The following is an 18723-nucleotide window of genomic DNA, read 5'->3' as shown; positions in this document are numbered from 1 at the left end:
CGCCGTTTAGCTTCACTGAGGCATTCGAGCACTGTGCTCTGCCGACCAGACGTACGACTCGCCCTTGCGCGCCTCGAAGCGCAAAACCCAGCTCCCCTCCCCGCCGGCCATCGTTGGCTCAACGCGCCGCGAATCGGTTGCGCCCTGTTCCGGTGCCGGAACCATTGGCAACAGCTCGTTCGGACAGCGAACCGTACAGACGGCATTCGCCGACAAGGTGCGGAGCCGCAGCATCGTCACGCGTCCATCGTTCCATGACAGATCGAGCTCGAAGCCGCCGCGCGCGCGGATGCCCCGCAAGGAGCCTGCCGCCCAAGCCGAAGGCAAAGCGGGAAGCAGGCGGATCTCGCCGTCGTGACTCTGCACCAGCATCTCAAGCATCCCCGCCGCTCCTCCGAAATTGCCGTCGATCTGGAACGGAGGATGCGCGTCGAACAGATTCGGGTACGTCGATCGAGCAAGCAGCGTGCGGGCAAATGCGTAAGCTTGCTCTCCGTCATGCAGACGGGCCCATAGATTGATGATCCAAGCGCAGCTCCAGCCCGTATGGCCGCCGCCGTGCTGCAGCCGCCTGTCCAGAGACACGCGGCAAGCCGTCGCCAAGCTCGGCGTGGTTGCGGCGGAGATTTGCGTACCCGGATACAAGCCGTACAGATGCGACACGTGACGGTGACCGGGCTCCTCATCCGCGAAGTCCTCGAACCATTCCTGAAGCTGCCCGCAGCGGCCGATGCGAAGCGGATACAATCGTGCGAGAGCATCCGACAACCGATCCCGCAATTCCTCATCGACCTGCAGCAAACGTGCGGCTTCCAAACAAGAGGTCAGCAGCTCGCGAATAATGCTCATGTCCATGGTGGATGCCGCGCTTGTTCCGCATGCCTCGCCTTCCGGCGTCAGGAACAGATTCTCCGGCGACGTCGAAGGAATCGTGATCAGCCGCCCGCTGCTATCCTCGCATAGCCAATCGAGACAGAACGCCGCCGCTTCCTTCAGAATCGGATAAGCCCGTTCCCCCAGAAATCCGGCATCGCCGGTAAACGCGTAATGCTCCCACAGATGCCGACACAGCCACGCTCCGCCAAGCGGCCAGAACGCCCACTTCGCTTTGCCCGCCACAGGCGTACTCTTGCGCCAGAGATCGACATTGTGATGCGCAACCCAACCGGAGCAACGATAATGAACCTCGGCCGTTAGCCGTCCACTGTCGGCCAATTCTTCCAGCATATCGAACAGCGGCTCATGGCATTCGCCCAGATTGCCCGGTTCTGCGAGCCAATAATTCATCTGCGTATTAATATTAATCGTATAATTGCTGCTCCAAGGCGGACGGATGCTGGCATTCCAGATGCCTTGGAGGTTCGCAGGCTGTGTTCCCGGACGCGAGCAGGCAATCAGCAGGTAGCGGGCGTATTGTACATACAGTGCATACAGACCGGGGTCGTCCGCGCCCGCTGCCAGTCGCCGCAAGCGCTCGTCCGTCGCCAGTGACTCCGCTTCCCCGGCATCGGCCGACGCGGCGCCGAGGCGTATATCCATTCGTCCGAACAGCGCTCGGAATTCGCGTACGTGCCGCTCACGCAAGCTCTCGTACGTATGGCGCCCTGCGGACGTCAACGCTTCCTCGCATAATCGCAGAGGATCTGCCAGCGAAGCTGCAGGCTGCGTACGGAATCCGGCGAAGTTCGTAGCCGCAGCTACATAAATCGTCAACTGATTGGCTCCTGCGATAAGCAGCTCGCCTTCAGCCGTCTCCGCGCGGCTGCCGCCGACCGTCTCGACCCGGACCGCAGCGGCGAATCGCAAGCCTCTTCCCGGCTCATAGCGGATCGGGTCCTGGCAATCGGCAACATAATCCGGCTCGACATGGCTCGGACATTCGCCCTCCAGCACTAACCGGCCTTTGTCCATGCGTCGGCTATGCCTCAGCTCGCTGCCCAGGCCGATGCGCAGATTCAGGCCGCTCGGTCCGTCATATTCGATACGAATGGCTAACACACCATCCGCAGCGCTGCAGAACATCTCGCGGCGATGAATCGAGCCGCCATTGACCAAGACGGTGCTTGCCGTCGCCGTTCGCAAGTCCAGCTCGCGACGATACTCATGCGCTTCGCCTTCGTCCGCGTCGTCATCCCACTCGAGCACAAGCTCGCCAAGCGGCAGATACGATTGAGACCAACCGCCCAGCATATGGCGCTCCAACTCGGCTTCGGCTTGAACATACCGTCCTTCCCGAATTAGCTGCCGAATCGGCTCCAGATGCCGATGAGCATTCTCGTTCAAGTCATCGCGCGGATAGCCCGACCACAGCGTATCCTCATTCAGTAGAATGCGCTCGCGGCCGATCCCGCCGAACACCATTGCGCCGATACGCCCATTGCCAAGCGGAAGCGCCTCCGTCCACTCGGCGGCCGGCTGACGGTATCGGAGCACAAGCGACTTGTCGCTCGCCAGCCCAACTTCGGCGCGAAACGGAGCCGCCGGCAACCCGGCTTCATCCTTCAGATCATGGGGCGGAAGGTTCGTCCAAGCGTAGCGGACTGCGTCAGGCAAGGGTACGTTCGCATGTCGCACAACAACCCGGTTGTCGCCGTCAATATGCGCATCCGCTGTATGCCATACGCCGTCGCCGCTGCGAATTTCAAAGCCGCGCAGCGCCCGATGCGCAGCTTCCGGCCCGACCAGCCTGCCCGTCATGTCTTCGAATTCGCACACGATCGCAGCGCCGGCAAGCTGCGTCCCTGCAAACCTCGGACCTCGCCAGGCAACCGGCAGTCCGTAGACGCTGCCAAGCGCCGCATTCGCCGCGCGGTCGGCAAGCGGGAACTTGGCGATCGGGTGGATATTGTCCGCTTCCCCGCTATCGATGCCGACCACAAGCACAGTCCCCGGCGTATCGGATACCGCCAAAGCCTGCGCTTCCCGCAGTTGCGCCCATACCCGGCCGTCCGCCTCGCCTCCGGCAGCGAATCCCGGCAACTGCACAACGAGGAACGGCAGTTGCGAATCGTTCCATAGTTCCCGCCAGTGACGCATCATCGCCCCCAGCAGCCCCCGGTATTCGGCAGCCTCCCGCTCGTTCGCATTGCTCTCGCCTTGATACCAGAGCACGCCCGCAACCGCATAAGGAGCCGTCTCCCGCAGCATCGTGCCATAGACGCCGCATGGCCGCAGGAACGATCTCGGCCCCATCGGCGGAATCGGCAGCGCTCTTCCGACCCCCGATTTGCGGTGATAGCCTTCAAGACCGTACAACCGGACCCGCTCCCGCACATCGCCCGCTTCCTCAATGTAATCGGCCATGTCCCGCAGATACTGCTCGAACTGCCGTTCATAATCGTCGGCATCGAGCGAGGCGGCAAGCATCCTGTACTCCTCCAGCGTTCGCCGTCCGGCATCTCCGGACGCCTGCAGAGCCTCCTCGCTCATCCACGCCTGCACCGACGTGCCGCCCCAGTTGCAACTGATAATGCCTATCGGCATCTGCAGCGCTTCCCGCAGCCTCAGCCCCATACGCAATGCAATGGCCGAGAAGTGCGCAGCGTTGTCCGACGAGCACGGCTCCCATGAGGCATCGTCCGAGAAGCTTGGCTCGAAGTGCCAACCGCAGATGCGCGCCCCCGGATACGGACGCCGAGGCGTCGTATAGAGACGGACGAGCGGATCATTCGCCTGCTCGCTCGCTTCCAGCCCGCCTTCCACAACCAGCATCGGCTGTTCCATGTTCGACTGTCCCGATGCCAGCCACACCTCGCCGACCAGCACATCGTTCAGCACGATCTCTTCCTCGCCGTCCGACACGGCCAGCTCGAACGGTCCGCCGGCGGCAAGCGGCTGAAGCACCGCTTGCCATCGTCCGGCTGCAACGACCGCTGCGACAGCCTGCCCCTGCATCTTTACCGTAACCCTGCGCCCTTCCGTTCCGCTTCCCCATATCGGCGCCGGCTTGTTCCGCTGCAGCACCATATGGGACGTAAAGATCGGCGCCAGCGCCAGATTGCCCATCTCGTTCACTCCCTTACTCTGCGAAATCCTCGGATACCGCCAGATGCCATGTATCGCCGCCATCATCCGATATAAGCGTCACGGGCTCGGACGGTTTGAGGTTCAGTGTCTGATACTGCTTGGTCGCCGTGCCTGTCGTCCCGGAGGGCGTATTGACGCCGGCAGGGTCCGTCAGCATCTGCCTGTCCGGCCACATGTATTGGAACGCATCGTACTCATCCTTGTAGATCTGAACTTGCCGCGATTGGCTGTAGTAGGTGAGGTACAATCGTCCGGTATACGGGTCGAGCGAGAGCTTCTGATTCCACACCTCATAGAACGAGCGGCTTCGTTGTACGAGGAACTTCACCGGCTCCCAAGACTGCCCGGCCTTCTTGCGGTACAGTGTCAGATCAAACTTGTACCCTCGGGCCGAATCCCGGGCTATCAAATACACCGTATCGTTCGCGTCGATGACCGTCGAAGCGTAAGAGTTCGCCGTTCCCACCATCTCCGGTATCGTCCAGGACGAGATGTCCTCCGAGGACGTCGAAGCCGCATACATAACCGGATCATGATGGCCGTTCAAGAAGGCGTGCAGCGTTCCCTCGCTGTCTACGCTGAGCACAGGCCAGTTGTGGTTGTCGAGGGCGCTGCCGCCGAAGCCGACGAATACGGGCGATGAGAGCTGCTTTGTTTGCAAATCGTAAACGACCGCGTATTCAGGAACGCCGTTCTTGCTGTAATAAGTCGTCGAACCCTTGGTCCAGCTTACCGAGCTGGCCGGATGATTGTCCGGAATGGGAGGCGCGTTCTCAAGCTCCATCACCCCGTAGATGAGATATACCTTCCCGCCGCGCGTCACGGCGATGTTCGAATCACCGGAGTGCTTGGTCGACGTATCGATGACGCCTTCGGCATATTTGATCTGCTCCGATAGATCAAGCGTACCGTCAACGTTCTTCGAGGGAAGGAGCAGATAAGCGCCCTGATCGTTCGTATTGACGAATCCGTTATGCATCGTGATGACGGGCGGCCGATCCAGCGCAGCTTGATTGTTCGCTTCCATATTCTCGAATTTGGCGAACTTCTGCGGCAATCGATACACTTGCCAGGTCTTCATTCCGTCGCGGGAGTGCAGCAGCAGGCTGGCGAATTCGCCGCGGCTGCCGTCGTCCAGAATTCGTTGAATGACCGCCAGAATGTAGGCATCGCCGTCATTGTCGAACCGAATATTGACGTCATTGTAGGCGGCATCGTCGCGATGGCGGAATTGCGACCAGCCAAGCTCCTCGCTTGCGTAGCTCTCGTACACCGGATCGATGTTCAACTCCAGCCACAGATCCTTCTCCTGGTTGTAGGTCTCGATGCGGCTGTTGCCGACCTTGATATAGCGGCTGCCGTCCGGCGCAATGCTCACCTGATTCGGGTTGAACTTCGGATAGTAGCCGTATAACGCCCGCTCTGTTCTCCAATAGGGCTCGTAGAGGATCGGATCGGGGGACGCCGTCTCCAGCTCGCTATAGGGGTGATTCATGACCGACTCGTCGAAAACCATGTCGTGAACCGTGGCGATTCGGCTCTGCGTATCGACGAATTGCCCCGGGGCGTACACAGCAGCGGATACCGTCCCATACTTCAGCAGCAAAGCCTCATTATCCGAAGCCAGCTCCAGTTGTCTACCCGGCGAAGCCGAAGGATACTCCAGCGTATTGCGGACATACAGCAGGTAGTCGTCCAGCCGCATATTCTCGAAGCCGGCATTCTCGGGATACCGAACGATATAATTAACGGTGTCGTTCGGAGCTCCGCCGAGTCCCGCCAGAAGGGTGATCAGCTCGCCCTCGGAGCGGTCGTGCAAGCTTATATCATCCAGATACAGCACCGTATTCGGGTTGGGCTGCGCATCGAACGCTTTGGTCGAGAAGTGGATCGCTTGAACCGAATTCCAGCCGGCCGGATCACCGTATGCCGAGAATGCGGCGAACGGAAGCTCGAACGACTTCCATCCCGTCCAGTCGACATGGAACGTATAAGAATAAAATTCCTTCCAATAGGTCGCCGGATTGTCGGAGAACACGAGCATCGTCACCGTCTCGTTCGTAGCCTCTTCCGAGTAGACCGAGTAGGACACCGAGTTGTACGCGGACCAGTCGGGCGGCACGTCGCGGGTCGAGATCGTCGGGTAATACGGATGGTTCGCCCAGCGACCCGAATACGTGCCTTGCTCAACGTACTCTGTCGACAGCGACACGCCATCGTTCAGCTCGGACAAGCTGCCCGTCTGCGAAACGATTAGCTGCGATTCCTTGAACGTCGGGTTGTCCTCCAGCACATACGCTTCGCTGTTCCATGCCCCTTCCGCTTCGAAGCCGAACGCGTCCGCAACGGATACCGCGCTTGGAGCGTACGGAGCAGCAGCCGTCTCCCATGGAAAATAATCGCTTATCCGCACATCGTCGAAATACACGGCAGCCGTACTGCCTGTCCAATAATCGCCCAATGCGATCCGCTTGAACGACTTCTCCGCCGTCGAGTCGGCAACCTGCTGTCCGTCGATATACAGCCGAACCGCCGTACCGCTGCGGTAATCGAAGCCGAAGCTGTGCCACCCCGTCGTGCGAGTTACCCCGGAAGCCGTATACGTGCTGCCGATGCGATACGCATATTGGGTGGGCGAGGTCGACGTATTGACGCCAAGCGCCACCGTGGAGGAGTTGCCGTCCGCGAACGCCATTACGCTGGCGCTGGTGTCGGCGGCATCGTCGTAGAACCAGACAAGCGCCGTCTTGTTAAGCAATCCGGACAAGCTGATCTGGATGACATCCGTATCCTGATCGACCGCATAGCTGGAAGCTCCGGAATGCGCGTGAGCCGTGCTTGTCGATGCCGTACCGGACACCGTCGTCCAGGCGCCGAAGCCCTGCTCGAAGCTGTCCAGGAACGTCTCCCAAGGGAGATAATCCCCGATCTGCACCGCGTCGAAGCTGGCATCGCTGACCGTGCCGACTTGGAAGTCGCCCAAGGCGATGCGCTGCAGCGAGCTCTCTTCCGTACGGGCGGCAACCTCGTTGCCGTCGATGTAGAGCGTCACGCCGACTCCGGAACGATAATCGAAGCCCAGGCTATGCCAGCCCGCGGTGCGGGAGATCCCCGTGGTCGCCGTAAGGCCTCCGGCCTGGAATACATATTCGCCGGCGCTGACTGACGTATCCAGCCCCAAGCCGATCTGCGCAAGCGGACCGTCGGCATAAGCCATCGCTTGGGAATCTCCCGAGCCGGGATCGTAGAAGCGAATGACAGCCGTCTGTTGTACGGCAGCGGGCAGATCGTACTCCACGGCGTCAAGATCTTCATCCAGCACGTAGCTGCGAATGCCCGTATAAGCCCTCCCCGGGGCGACGACCGGCGTTCCGTACAGCGTCGTCCACGCCGATGTGCCCTGTTCGAAGTCCTCGGCGAAGCCCGCGCCGGGATTGCTCGCGGCCGTCTCCCATTCGAAGCTGGTTCCGATGCTTACGTCGTCGTAATAGAACGCCCCTGTGCTGCCGGCCCAGTAGTCGCCAAGCGCGATCCGCTTAAACGACGTCTCGGCGGTCGACGTAATGACGACAGCGCCGTCGATATACAGCGTCACGCCGTTGCCGGAGCGGTAATCGAAGCCGAAGCTGTGCCAGCCCGTCGTCCGAGCGATGCCCGAAGCCGTATAGACGCTGCCGATGCGATAGATGTATTGGCTCGTCGAAGTCGGCGTGTTGACGCCGAGCGCCACACTGCTGGCATTGCCGTCCGCGAACGCAAGCGCCTGGGCCGACGTATCGGCGGCATCGTCATAGAACCAGACCGTCACCGCCCGATTGGCAACAGCGGACAACGACAGTTGGATGACATCCGTATCCTGATCGAGCGCGTAGCTGCGGCTGCCCGCATGCGCTTGCGCCTGACTCATGGAAGGCGTTCCGGCGGCGGCGGTCCAACTGTTGAATCCATTCTCGAAGCTGTCGCTAAATTCGAGATCGATGGCGGCCGTAACCTTCGGCGTCTCTCCGGGCAGCCAATCCTGAACCGTGACATCGTCGAAGCGGACCCCGCCCGCCCGGCCGTCTTCCCAATAATCTCCGACGGCAATCCGCTTGAAGCCGGTCTCCTCGCTTCCCGAGACAACAAGCGTTCCGTCGATGTACAGCTTGACGCCCGACCCCGAACGATAATCGAAGGCTAAGCTATGCCAGCCCGTCGTCCGAGCGACGGCTGACACGGTCTCTTGCGTGCCGATCCGATAGACGTAATGACTTGTCGACAGCTCCGCGTTCAAGCCTAGACCGATAATCGAGAGGGCCGACGTATAGGTGTCGGCATAGGCCATTGCCCGGGGCGTTACGGCCAGATCGTCGTACATCCAGACGACCGCAACCTTATTCAGCTTGGCCGCCGTCCTGAATTCGATGGCGTCCTTGTCCTCATCCAGCTCGTAGCTGCTCGAGCCGCTGCGATAGACCGAAGTATCGGCCGACGGCGTGCCATGCTTCGTTGTCCATCGCGCGAAGCCGTCCTCGAAGCCTTCATTCAGCCACAGCTCCGGCGCGGAGGCCGTCGCCGCCGGCGTTAGCTGCGCAGGCTCCCATGGCAGCGCCGCCAGAATAGACACATCGTCGAAGTACGACCCTGCAGCCGTGTGGCTGTCCCAGAAATCGCCGAGCGAGATTCTGGTCAACGCGGTTGCCGAAGTGCTCTGCTGCACCAGCTTGCGGTCGATATACAGCTTAACATCCGTTCCCGACGTATAATCGAAGACGAAGCTGTGCCACCCCGTCGTCCGCTCGACATCCGTGGCGGTGAAGGCCGAGCCGACCCGGTAGACATAATGGGTCGCAGATGTTGCGCTGAAGACGCCGAGCGCCACATTCGTCGTGCTCTGATCGGCGAACGCCGCCGCTTGCAACGACATATCGGACGCGTTGTCGTAGAACCAGACGACGGCGACCCCGTTCACGGGCGAGGACCACACGCGCTGCAGGCCGTCGCGATCCTCGTCCATTGCATAGCTGCTTGCGCCGTTATGCGTGCGCACCGCACTGGACGACGGCGTTCCGTATGCCGCCGTCCAATCGCCGAATCCGTCCTCGAAGCCATCCCGGTATAATACCGTCTGTTCACCAGCCGCCTCTGCCTTCCCGGAACCGATTGCGCCAGTCAACGGCGCAAGAACCATCAGCAGCACCAACGCAGCCGTCAGCGCCGCAAGCTTCTTCCTTACAACGTTCCCCACCCTAAATCCCTCCGGTACAAAGTTGGATCAGCAGGGTCTCTCTTCGCTCTCCTATCCTTTAATAGCGCCTACCATAACGCCCTTCACAAAGTACTTCTGCAGGAACGGATACACGACCAGAATCGGCAGCGTCGCCACAACAATCGTCGCATACTTGATCGTCTGCACGACTTGCTGCATCTGACTCACGTCCGCTCCCCCCGTCATGCTGTCCGTAGAGCCGGAGATCAGAATCTCCCGCAGGATCAGTTGAATCGGGAATAGCTCGCGGCTGTTCAGGAACACCGAAGCATAGAACCATGCGTTCCACTTCTCGACCGAATAATACAGAATCATGACCGCAATGACCGGCATCGACAGAGGCAGGACGATGCGGCTGAAGATGACGAAGTGATTGGCTCCGTCGATCTTGGCGGATTCTTCGAGACTGTCCGGTATGGCCATAAACGAGGTGCGCATAATGAGAAGGTTAAACGTATTGACGGCAAACGGAATAATGAGCGACCAGAGGCTGTTCGACAAACCGACGCCTTTAATCACGAGATACATCGGAATCAATCCGCCATTGAAGAACATCGTAATCAGCACAAAGAAGATCAGCAATCGGCTCCAATAGACGTTTTTCCTCGACAGTACATAGGCGGCCATGGAGGTCAAGATCATATTGACAACGACGCCGACCACCAGGATAAACACCGTATTTCGGAAGCCGGCCATGATGCTCGGGTTCTTGAAGACGTTGATGTAGGCGTCCAGATGAATCCCATACGGCTTCCACAATAATCCGCTGTGCGACATCAGATCGCCGGCGTCGCTGACCGAGGCGAACAACACAAACACAAACGGATACAAAGTACAGAAGGTAATCGCAATCGCAATCAACACGACGACCGCGTCGAACAAGCGCTCGGAATACCTCTTCCTGATTCTCACTCCGCATTCTCCTTTTCCCGCAAGCCTGTGTCACCACAAGCTGTTCTGGTTGACTCTCCGGCTTATATAGTTCGCCAGCACCAGCAGCAACAAGTTGATGACCGAATTAAACAGTCCCACCGCCGCCCCGAAGCTCCAACTCATCTCGAGAATCCCCTTGCGGTAGACATAGGTCGAGATGACATCGGCTGTCTCGTAAGTCGCAGGATTGTACAGCAGAATAATCTTCTCGAACCCGACATTCATCATGTTGCCGATCCGCAGGATCAGCATAATCATGATAGTCGGTACGAGGCCGGGAAGCGTAATATACCAGATCTTGGATAGCCGCCCCGCACCGTCCATATCGGCCGCCTCGAACTGCTCCTGATCGATATTCGCCAGTGCCGCGATATAGATGATCGACTCCCAGCCGATGTGCTGCCAGATCTCCGAGAACACATAGATCGGCCGGAACAAGTCCGAATTCTGCAGCATCGCACCGCCCTCGTATCCGAGCAGGCCGAACAACTGATTGATAACTCCGTTCGTATTGGTGAAGTCCTTGATCATGCCGCAGATGACGACAAGCGAGATAAAATACGGCATATAAGTGACGGACTGGACGATCCTCCTGAACGTCCGGTTGCGCAATTCGTTAACGAGCAAAGCGAGCAGGATTGGAGCGGGAAATTCGAACACAAGCGTGTACACGCTGATCAGGACCGTGTTTTTGATAATACGAGAAAAATAATACCCGTTGAAAAAGTCGCTGAAGTTCGTGAATCCGATCCAGTCGCTGCCCCAGATGCCGGCGGACGGCGAATAGTCCTTGAACGCGATAAGCGCGCCATACATCGGTCCGTATTGAAATACCGAATAATAGATTAAGACCGGCAAAATCATTAAATAAAGCAAACGGTTTCTTCTAAAGTCCTTGTGAATCGTGCGCGTGACGATCGCCTCCTTCCGGCTGAGGGGAAGCGAAGCATGAGTTTGCATTCGCTCCCCCATGGCCTTATCTGCTCATGTAGCGATCATACGCCGCTTGCTTGATTTCGATGGCTCTATCGATCTTCAGCGACTTCAGCTTCTGCTGGAACTTATCGAAGTCATCGATAGATTCGCGCCCGATAATGACCTTGATGACCGTCTCGTCAACAAGCGTCTGGACCTCGTTCATGATCTTCGCCATCTCCGTGCTCTCCTCCGCAGTGGGCGACACCGGCGGAATGACGTGATTGTCGGCGTCCGTCTTCATCCATTGCTGGATCGCTTCCGTCTGCTGCGGAAGCGAAGCGAATTGCTCGTAATACCGCTTGTCCTGAACCGTCGGTCCGTTTGTGGCGCGCGTATACTGGCCGTAGTTCTGCGAGAAGTTGCTCATGACGGCGTCCGTATAAGTCGGGTATCCGTCCTTCATCGTGTAGCTGACGCCTTCAATGCCGAAGTTGTACAGCATCTGGCCTTCCTCGCTGAACCCGTAGTCGAGGTATTGTACGGCAATCTCCGGATGCTCGCTCTTCGGCGATATCGCGAAGTAACCGCCATACGGCGCGGAGAAGTCCTTCTGCCCCATCATCGGCGTATCGCCTTTGTTCAATACCGGATAAGGCGCGCCGACAAGATCGTACGAAGGGTCCTTCTCCTTCATCGCCGACATCCAGTTGCCGAGGCCGCCGCCGGCGTTGGCGATCGTGGCGCCCGACTTGCCGGAGGTCATCTTCTCGGTCAGGATCTTGGAATCGACCGTCGCGACATCCACATCGATCAAGCCTTCTGCATACCATTGGTGGAACGTGGCCAAGAAGTCCTTAAAGCCGGACTCGTTCGGCCCGTATTTGACTTGGCCGTCCTGCAGGTAGAACGAATACCCGACGCCGTACGCGCCGACGAATCCGCCGCCGCCTTGGATGACATCGAGCAGCCGCGGCTGGCTGGCGAATGTCAGCGGCGCTTCGGCGCCCTTCTTCTCCTTGAACGCCTGCAGAACGGTATGCCATTCGTCTATTGTCGTCGGCACCTGCAAGCCGAGCTCGTCCAGCCAGTCTTTGCGCAGGATCGGCCCTTGGAATACTTTCAGCGAATCGTCGCCGCGCACGAACGGGAAGCCGTAATACGTGCCGCTGTCCGTCTTGATCTGCTTGTCTACATCCGGATGCTCCTGCAGGTAGACTTTAAGATTGGGCGCATATTGATCGATAAGGTCGTTCAGCTTGAGGATATTGCCATCCTCCATCGCCTTCTCCGGTCCGCCGGGATAGTTCTCCATCCATCGCCATTCCATGATGTCGGCGTAATCGCCGGAAGCGAACATAACGTTAAGCTGCTCCTTGGCTTGATTGGTCGCGGGATGGATGTACTTAATGTTGACGCCCGTCCGATTGACCAGTTCCTGATACAAGGGGAACTCGGCGTAGTTGGGCTTCAGGGCGAGCAAGCTCGGGTCCGCTTCGATCCATTGGCTCAAGGTGACATCCGTCTTCAGCGGGTACACCGAACCCGTCTCCCCGGCGGATGACGCTGTCGCGCCGGATGAGGATGCCTCGCTCGACGATGATGCGGAACCTGACGCCGCAGGCACCGCTTCCTTGTTATTCTCCGCGCATGCCGTCAGAATGACGCCCATCATCGCGACGGACAAGACGGCGGATACTGCTTTGTTCATTCGTTGCATAAATCGTTGACCTCCCTGTGTTGGTATGCCGAGGATTCTCGCTCCCGACAATGCCCATTATCCGCAGCCCGTTGGCCGGAGAATATACGCAGAATATCCAATCGGTTCTGCAACTTCTTCGCAGCGATCGCCGAATTGTCCAATGCATTCGTTTAATCATTGGAACGACGCGTCCGGCTAATCATTGGAATGCAGTCCCTTGTACTTGCCCGGCGTGAGTCCTTCGTGTTTCTTGAAGATGCGGATGAATGTGTTCAAATCTTGGAATCCGCACTGCTCCGCTACCTCCTGCAACGGCTTTTTGTCATCCGTCAGCAGCTTCTTGACTTGCTCCAGCCGCGTCACATTAATGTAATCCAGCAAGCCGACGCCGGTAATGTCCCTGAACAGCTTGGACAAATACGTCGCCTTCAGACCGAACGTATCGCCGAGCTTCGTAACGTTCAAGTCGTAGTCGCGATAATTCGATTGAATGTGCTGTTGCACGTTGGCGATCAGCTTCCTGTGCTCATTGTCGTTCTTGCGCTGCCGGATCGTCTTGTATTGCATCGCAGTAAATTGGCACAGGTCTTCCACGACCTCGGAGATGATTCGGCGAATATCCGCTACCGTCTCACAGGCCAATATGTTCTGCAGCGCCCGCGGATAGCGAACCTCGAACGCCTCCTCGATCTCTTCGATCTCGTTCATCGTCTTCATCAGCGTGCTGACCAATTCGAACATGAGACAACGGGCGATGGGGACAGTCAATGTGTGTTCCCCGAAGTTCTTCTCCATGATGCTGTCGATAACATCCAGCGCCTGCTTGGTCTCGCCGACCTTCACATGGTTGATCAGCTTCTGCTCGATTTGAATCGGGTAATAATAACCGCCGGGATTCGGGGACGCTGCGGAGCCGTGCAGATCCTCATAGACGATGATGTCGTCGTCGTCGATGATGAGCTTGTATTCCATCGCATCGAGGGCTTCGCTGTATGCAAGGGGAATCTCCGCAAGCGTTGATTTGATGCCGCCTATGGAGATGATCAACTCGACCTTAAACTCCCGCTTCAGGAACGTCCGCACTTCCTCCGCCGCTTCCCGCAGCGACTGCATGGCCGCGCTTGGGTCGCCGCTCTCCGGCAAATTCACGAGACAAGCAAGCATATCGTCGACTTCCGCCACATATCCCCGATTCACCCGGTTGACGACTTCCTCGACTACATTGGATACGATGAACTGAAGGAACTTCCACCGATCCTGCATGTCGATGTCGTCGATCCGTTGCATAAACGGCTCGTTCTTGTTCAAATAAATGAGAAGCACTCCGAACCGCTCCGAGGCCAATTCCATCTGGAACGCCTGCAGACTATCCTCGATAGACGTGCTCGTATCGATACGCCCCTTCAGCAGCCTTGATATGAAGTTGCTCCGAAGCTGCGTCGTCTGCCGCTGCATTTTGTCCTGAATTCGCTGCTTCTCGAAGACAAGCTGTCTGACGGGCCTATAATTGCGTCTGACCAGATACAAGGTTAACAGCAGACCGCCCAGGAGGCTCAGACTTACATCCATATAGATCAAATTGCGTACATTGACCGCTTCCTCCCACATGACGTTCTCGGGCACGATCGTCAGATAGGTCAGTTTGGAGCTGGCTGATTTAATGTACGAGAATTGGCTGGACTTGCCCAAGAACGTCCCCCGGAAACTTCCCCGGTCCACGGTCAAGCCCGGGGGCAACGCGATTGTGCCGCCGTCGGATTGGCCTAGCGACAGCAGAACCTCGCCGTTCTCGTTCAGCAGCAGGACGTCCCCATTGTTGAATTGCTCGATCTTGCCGATCATCTCCAGCAGAGCGTCGGCTCTCATGCTGACAGCGATGGACGTGCTCGCCTCTTCATCGCCGCTGGGCGGGAAGGAATGGATGTACAGCAGTTGCGCTTCGTCCCCGCCATAACCCAGCCCCGTGACCGCAACGAACTGCTGAAGCTGCTTGCTCTGCAATAGCTGCTCCCACCGCGTCTGGCTGATGCTGCTTCCCGCATACAAATCTTCGTAACTGAGCCCTATCGATTTGTACACATCCGGCCGCACGACCATCTTGCCTTGCTGCCAATATAAATAGAAGCCGGCAACCGAACTGTAAGCGGTTGCATATTGATTCAAATCTTGCATGATCGCATACAGATCGTACCGATAATCGTTGCGTTCGTACTTATTGGAATAAATCAAATCCTGCACTTTGTCGTTCCACATGATTTCCGTCGCCAGCCGTTTGGCGTCTGCCACCTGCATGTCGATTACCAATTGAATCTCATTCAATAGCAGGTCGTTTGCTTTGCGAATTTGTGCCTCCAGCGTCCTTTGCGTTCCTATATAGAAGAAGACACTGAACAGAAGCGGTACGATTAGCACGGCCATATAAGAAATGATCCAAACGAGAATGACGTTTTTCCTGACTTGCTGCGCGGCCATTGCCACCTCTCCCCTGCCCGTTGATGTCATTGATATTGTGCATGATTCAACAATAAGGGAATGCCATTCCCCTGACAACTTCCCGTTTTCTTTAAAATATCCAATGGATTCTTTAATTTCTGCAGCGGATGGGCCCAAACAACGCAAATGGCGGCGCAAGGAGAGGGGAGCCTCCTGGCGTCGCCATTCTTTCTTCGAACAAGATCAATAGAGCGGATACTTTGTTCTCAAGTCTTCCCGATGCAAGACGTTCGAATCTTCGCGAATATAGTGACAAACGTAGGAACGGCGCCAGCGATCCTTGCTTCTGTTTTTGTTAGAGGAATGAATAAGCAGCTCGCTAAAGAACAGAATATCGCCTTTCTCCATCACGACCGGAATCTGCTTGCTCGTGTCCAGACCTTCGGTTTCTTCCGTCCACGACTCGTGTTCTTCTACGTTCTTGACGACGCCATGCGGCAGAAGCCCCAGCTTGTGCGTCCCCGGCATGACCCACAGGCAGCCGTTCTCTTCGTCAACGGAAGGCTCCATCGCCGTCCATGCCGCTATCATCGTCATAGGATCGTTCTTGATATAATAATAATCTTGGTGCGAGGCTTGACCCGGAGAACCGGGTTCTTTATAGAAGTACATGCTTTGAACGCAGACTGCTTCTCTTCCCATTAATTGCGCCAATGCCCCCCGTACAATATCGTGCTTCATGAGTTGCCGGGAGAAACTGTCGTGCTTGTGAGGGTTGAACAGGCGCAGGGAATATTTCTTGCTCTCGTCGACGGCTGCCCACTTCGGCATAGGATCTTGATTGCGAATGTCGAAGATGTGGCCATTGAAGGCATCGATGAGATCCTCGCTCATTCCTTTTTTAAACAAGAAGTACCCCTGCTCTCTAAAAAATGCGACATCTTCCTCGGTCAGCGGAGTTAACGGGAGCGTAAACGTCTGCATTATTGAACGAACCCCTTTCGAATTTCTTAGGTTATAAGCTAAAATTAGCTTATAACGTCGGCCGGCGACCGGCAATGACTGCAATGGATCGATATGTGTCTGAGATTGATTTGCGACTCTCAGAGATGCGAGAGGAGATTGTCGGATGGGCTCCTTGACAATACACGAAGTGGAGTCGGTGGTGGCTGGATCGGTCGTCTACCCGCCCGGCGGGCGATTCGGCCCAAGAATCCAGAACGACATTCAATTGGTCATGCTTCACTCCGGAACGGTGGAGATAATGATCGATGACCTTCGCTTGACTGTCCGCTCCGGCCATATGATCAAACTGATGCCGGGACGCGAGGAGACATTCCGGTTCGCTTCCTCGGAAGAAACCTGGCACCGATGGGTTGCCGTTCACCCACGTGATCTTAGCGAAGAAGCCTTCCGCTACTTCGATGAACTTCCGACCGTCCTTGCCTTAAGCGAGGAGATGAATCGATTGACTGATCTGATTCTGTCTCTGCAGCTCCGATTATCCGATGACGATCCACTTCTGCGCAGCTTAGGTTTCTCGGCGCTTCAGCTATTTCCGATCGAGTCGTCAAGGCACACCTGGGAGAAAGAGAAGCATTCGGCCGTCTATCGGGCCATCGAGTGGGTACGGGTGCATTATGCCGAAGATATCGCTCTGGGGGACATTGCGAAGGCTTGCGGGGTATCGGCCGAGCATCTCATACGGTTGTTCAAGCAGCACGAGAAGCGGACACCCATTCAATTCTTATGGGACCACAGACTTGATCGGGCGATTAGTCTGCTCATTCATACCGGATTGGCGATTACGGAAATCGCGGACCGCTGCGGATTCAAGAGCTCCAATCATTTCGCCAGATTGGTTAAGCAATCCACCGGACTGACCGCTTCGCAAATTCGGCAGTCCTCATGGCGCGGTCTCCGTGCAAGTTCCCGCGAACGACGGTAGTCCCATTGCTGATGGAACGTTAACAGCATTAAAGATAACAGCCTTAAATAAGGAACCGTGTGATCCCGCTTCCTTATTTAAGGCTGCTTGTAAACTGCAGTATGAAAATGAATTATTCGAGCTTCAACCCCGACTGCGACGCAACGACTCGATTCGCTGCAAGTCCATCCCCGTCGCTTCGGCAATGTCGTCAGTCGTAAAGCCCCGCGCTAGCATTCGTAATGCGGTTTGCTCGACACCTTGCTCAATTCCTTGCTCAATTCCCCGTTTAATCCCTTGCTCCATGCCTTCGTTCATCGCATCCTCCAGCCAGGTGGCCCGGTCGTGCAGCGCCTTCTCTCTCATCTCGTACAACCGCCGCGTCACCTCGTCGCTGGCGAGCTGGTTCAGGCGGTCTTCCGCTTCTCTGATCATCTCATCCACCTCCATCAATTCCTGCAATTGTTCGGGTGTCACGTCCTGCTCCAGAAATCTCAGCCAGCGGTGCAGCGGGTCGTCGATGTGGAAGGCAACCTCCTGGAACTTGGGGCATTCGATGTAATGCAGCTCAAGCGCATCCGTCAGCAGGCACATCTTCTCCTCGTCCTCATACAGGTGAAACGTACTGTGATACTTGACGAGTGGCAGATAACGATGGTCCAGGATATTGATGCCGATCACACGCTTCAGATCGGCATAAGACTCCCCTCTATGGATCGCGCCGACCATCATCTGCGCCGCATAGTACAGGCTGCGTTTCTCCATGACGGGAAACCGCCGAATCTGCATCTCGACATTGATCGTGTCCCCTCTGTCGGTCTTGCACAGAATGTCCAGAACAACCTCCTTGTCGCCGATCCACTCTCCGCCCAACTGGGTCTCGCCGATAATGGCCACGTCCGCAATGCGCTGGCTGCCGCTGCGTCCGAGCACCGCATTCAGCAAGCTGATCAGCAGACGTTTGCCCGCTTCTTCTCCGAATAACCGTCGAAACAAATAGTCGTTCTTCGGATTCAATCTCTCCGTTGCAAGCGCAGGCTTGCCTTCCTCAATGGCTGGTTTGTTCGTCATCCATTTGTCCTCCCCATTATAACATATCGTCCCGTCCCCGGCAGATTCGTGCTTCTATTCGCGCCGCTATTCGCCCCTCTGTTCGCCCTCCGCTCCCATGTCTTTTGCGATTTTATGTGGTTTTTCGCATTCGCCAGCTTGATCGAGCGGGAATCGAGGCATTTTATGCGATTTTTAGCATATATCCGGCAACTCCAGCCGATATTTCCTCCACGAATGTGAATTTTCACATAGAATCGCCCAACCTGCCCGTTATCGAGCTGCACGAATGCGATTTTTCACATAAATTTCGAACGAGGCACCACGGCACCTATTACATAAATCTCATACCAGTACGAACGACAAAAAACACGCGCTGCCTCGATCTCGCTGTTTGGCGGGATATCGAGGCTTGCGCGTGCTTCGCGACATGGATTAAGTTGCTGTGAGTATACCAACATGGGAGCGCTTTGTAAACCACCTTGCCTG

At 56.9% G+C, this 18723-nt stretch carries 9 protein-coding genes; 1 reads left to right on the top strand and 8 read right to left on the bottom strand.

Translation table 11 applies throughout. The features are described from left to right. Positions 1-12: 12 nt before the first annotated feature. The 7 genes from E6C55_RS13540 to E6C55_RS13510 form a co-directional block, all read right to left on the bottom strand. Positions 13-4005: a glycosyl hydrolase family 95 catalytic domain-containing protein gene (locus E6C55_RS13540; protein WP_168735630.1), complete on the bottom strand. Its 3993-nt coding sequence runs from the start codon at positions 4003-4005 to the stop codon at positions 13-15. A 13-nt stretch (positions 4006-4018) separates the two neighbouring features. Beyond that, entirely contained in the window at positions 4019-9253 is a 5235-nt protein-coding gene (locus E6C55_RS13535; RefSeq protein WP_136370329.1) for a BNR-4 repeat-containing protein, read from the bottom strand. A 51-nt stretch (positions 9254-9304) separates the two neighbouring features. After that, positions 9305-10186, bottom strand: a complete 882-nt coding sequence (locus E6C55_RS13530) for a carbohydrate ABC transporter permease (protein WP_211093579.1) — start codon at positions 10184-10186, stop codon at positions 9305-9307. Between the two features lie 30 nt (positions 10187-10216). Continuing rightward, positions 10217-11167, bottom strand: coding sequence for an ABC transporter permease (locus E6C55_RS13525; RefSeq protein ID WP_136370328.1), 951 nt, complete (start codon positions 11165-11167; stop codon positions 10217-10219). Positions 11168-11183: 16 nt separating this feature from the next. Then, the gene (locus tag E6C55_RS13520; protein WP_230986676.1) at positions 11184-12842 is read right to left on the bottom strand and encodes an extracellular solute-binding protein; all 1659 of its coding nucleotides are present in this window, start codon (positions 12840-12842) and stop codon (positions 11184-11186) included. Between the two features lie 177 nt (positions 12843-13019). Further along, positions 13020-15296 carry a helix-turn-helix domain-containing protein gene (locus E6C55_RS13515; RefSeq protein WP_168735629.1) on the bottom strand — a complete coding sequence of 759 codons (2277 nt, stop codon included), beginning with the start codon at positions 15294-15296 and terminating at the stop codon, positions 13020-13022. Positions 15297-15500: 204 nt separating this feature from the next. Next, positions 15501-16241 carry a phytanoyl-CoA dioxygenase family protein gene (locus E6C55_RS13510; RefSeq protein ID WP_136370326.1) on the bottom strand — a complete coding sequence of 247 codons (741 nt, stop codon included), beginning with the start codon at positions 16239-16241 and terminating at the stop codon, positions 15501-15503. A gap of 145 nt (positions 16242-16386) precedes the next feature. Between E6C55_RS13510 and E6C55_RS13505 the strand changes: the two genes are divergently transcribed. Then, on the top strand, positions 16387-17205 hold the full coding sequence (locus E6C55_RS13505; RefSeq protein ID WP_136370325.1) for an AraC family transcriptional regulator: 819 nt from the start codon (positions 16387-16389) through the stop codon (positions 17203-17205). Between the two features lie 123 nt (positions 17206-17328). On the opposite strand, the gene E6C55_RS13500 is transcribed toward E6C55_RS13505, so the two are convergent. Continuing rightward, positions 17329-18255: an Rpn family recombination-promoting nuclease/putative transposase gene (locus E6C55_RS13500; protein WP_136370324.1), complete on the bottom strand. Its 927-nt coding sequence runs from the start codon at positions 18253-18255 to the stop codon at positions 17329-17331. Positions 18256-18723: the final 468 nt, after the last annotated feature.

The organism is Cohnella fermenti, assembly GCF_004801405.1.
Classification (GTDB): Bacteria; Bacillota; Bacilli; order Paenibacillales; family Paenibacillaceae; genus Cohnella; species Cohnella fermenti.
This window is presented reverse-complemented; position numbering and strand designations above follow the sequence as displayed.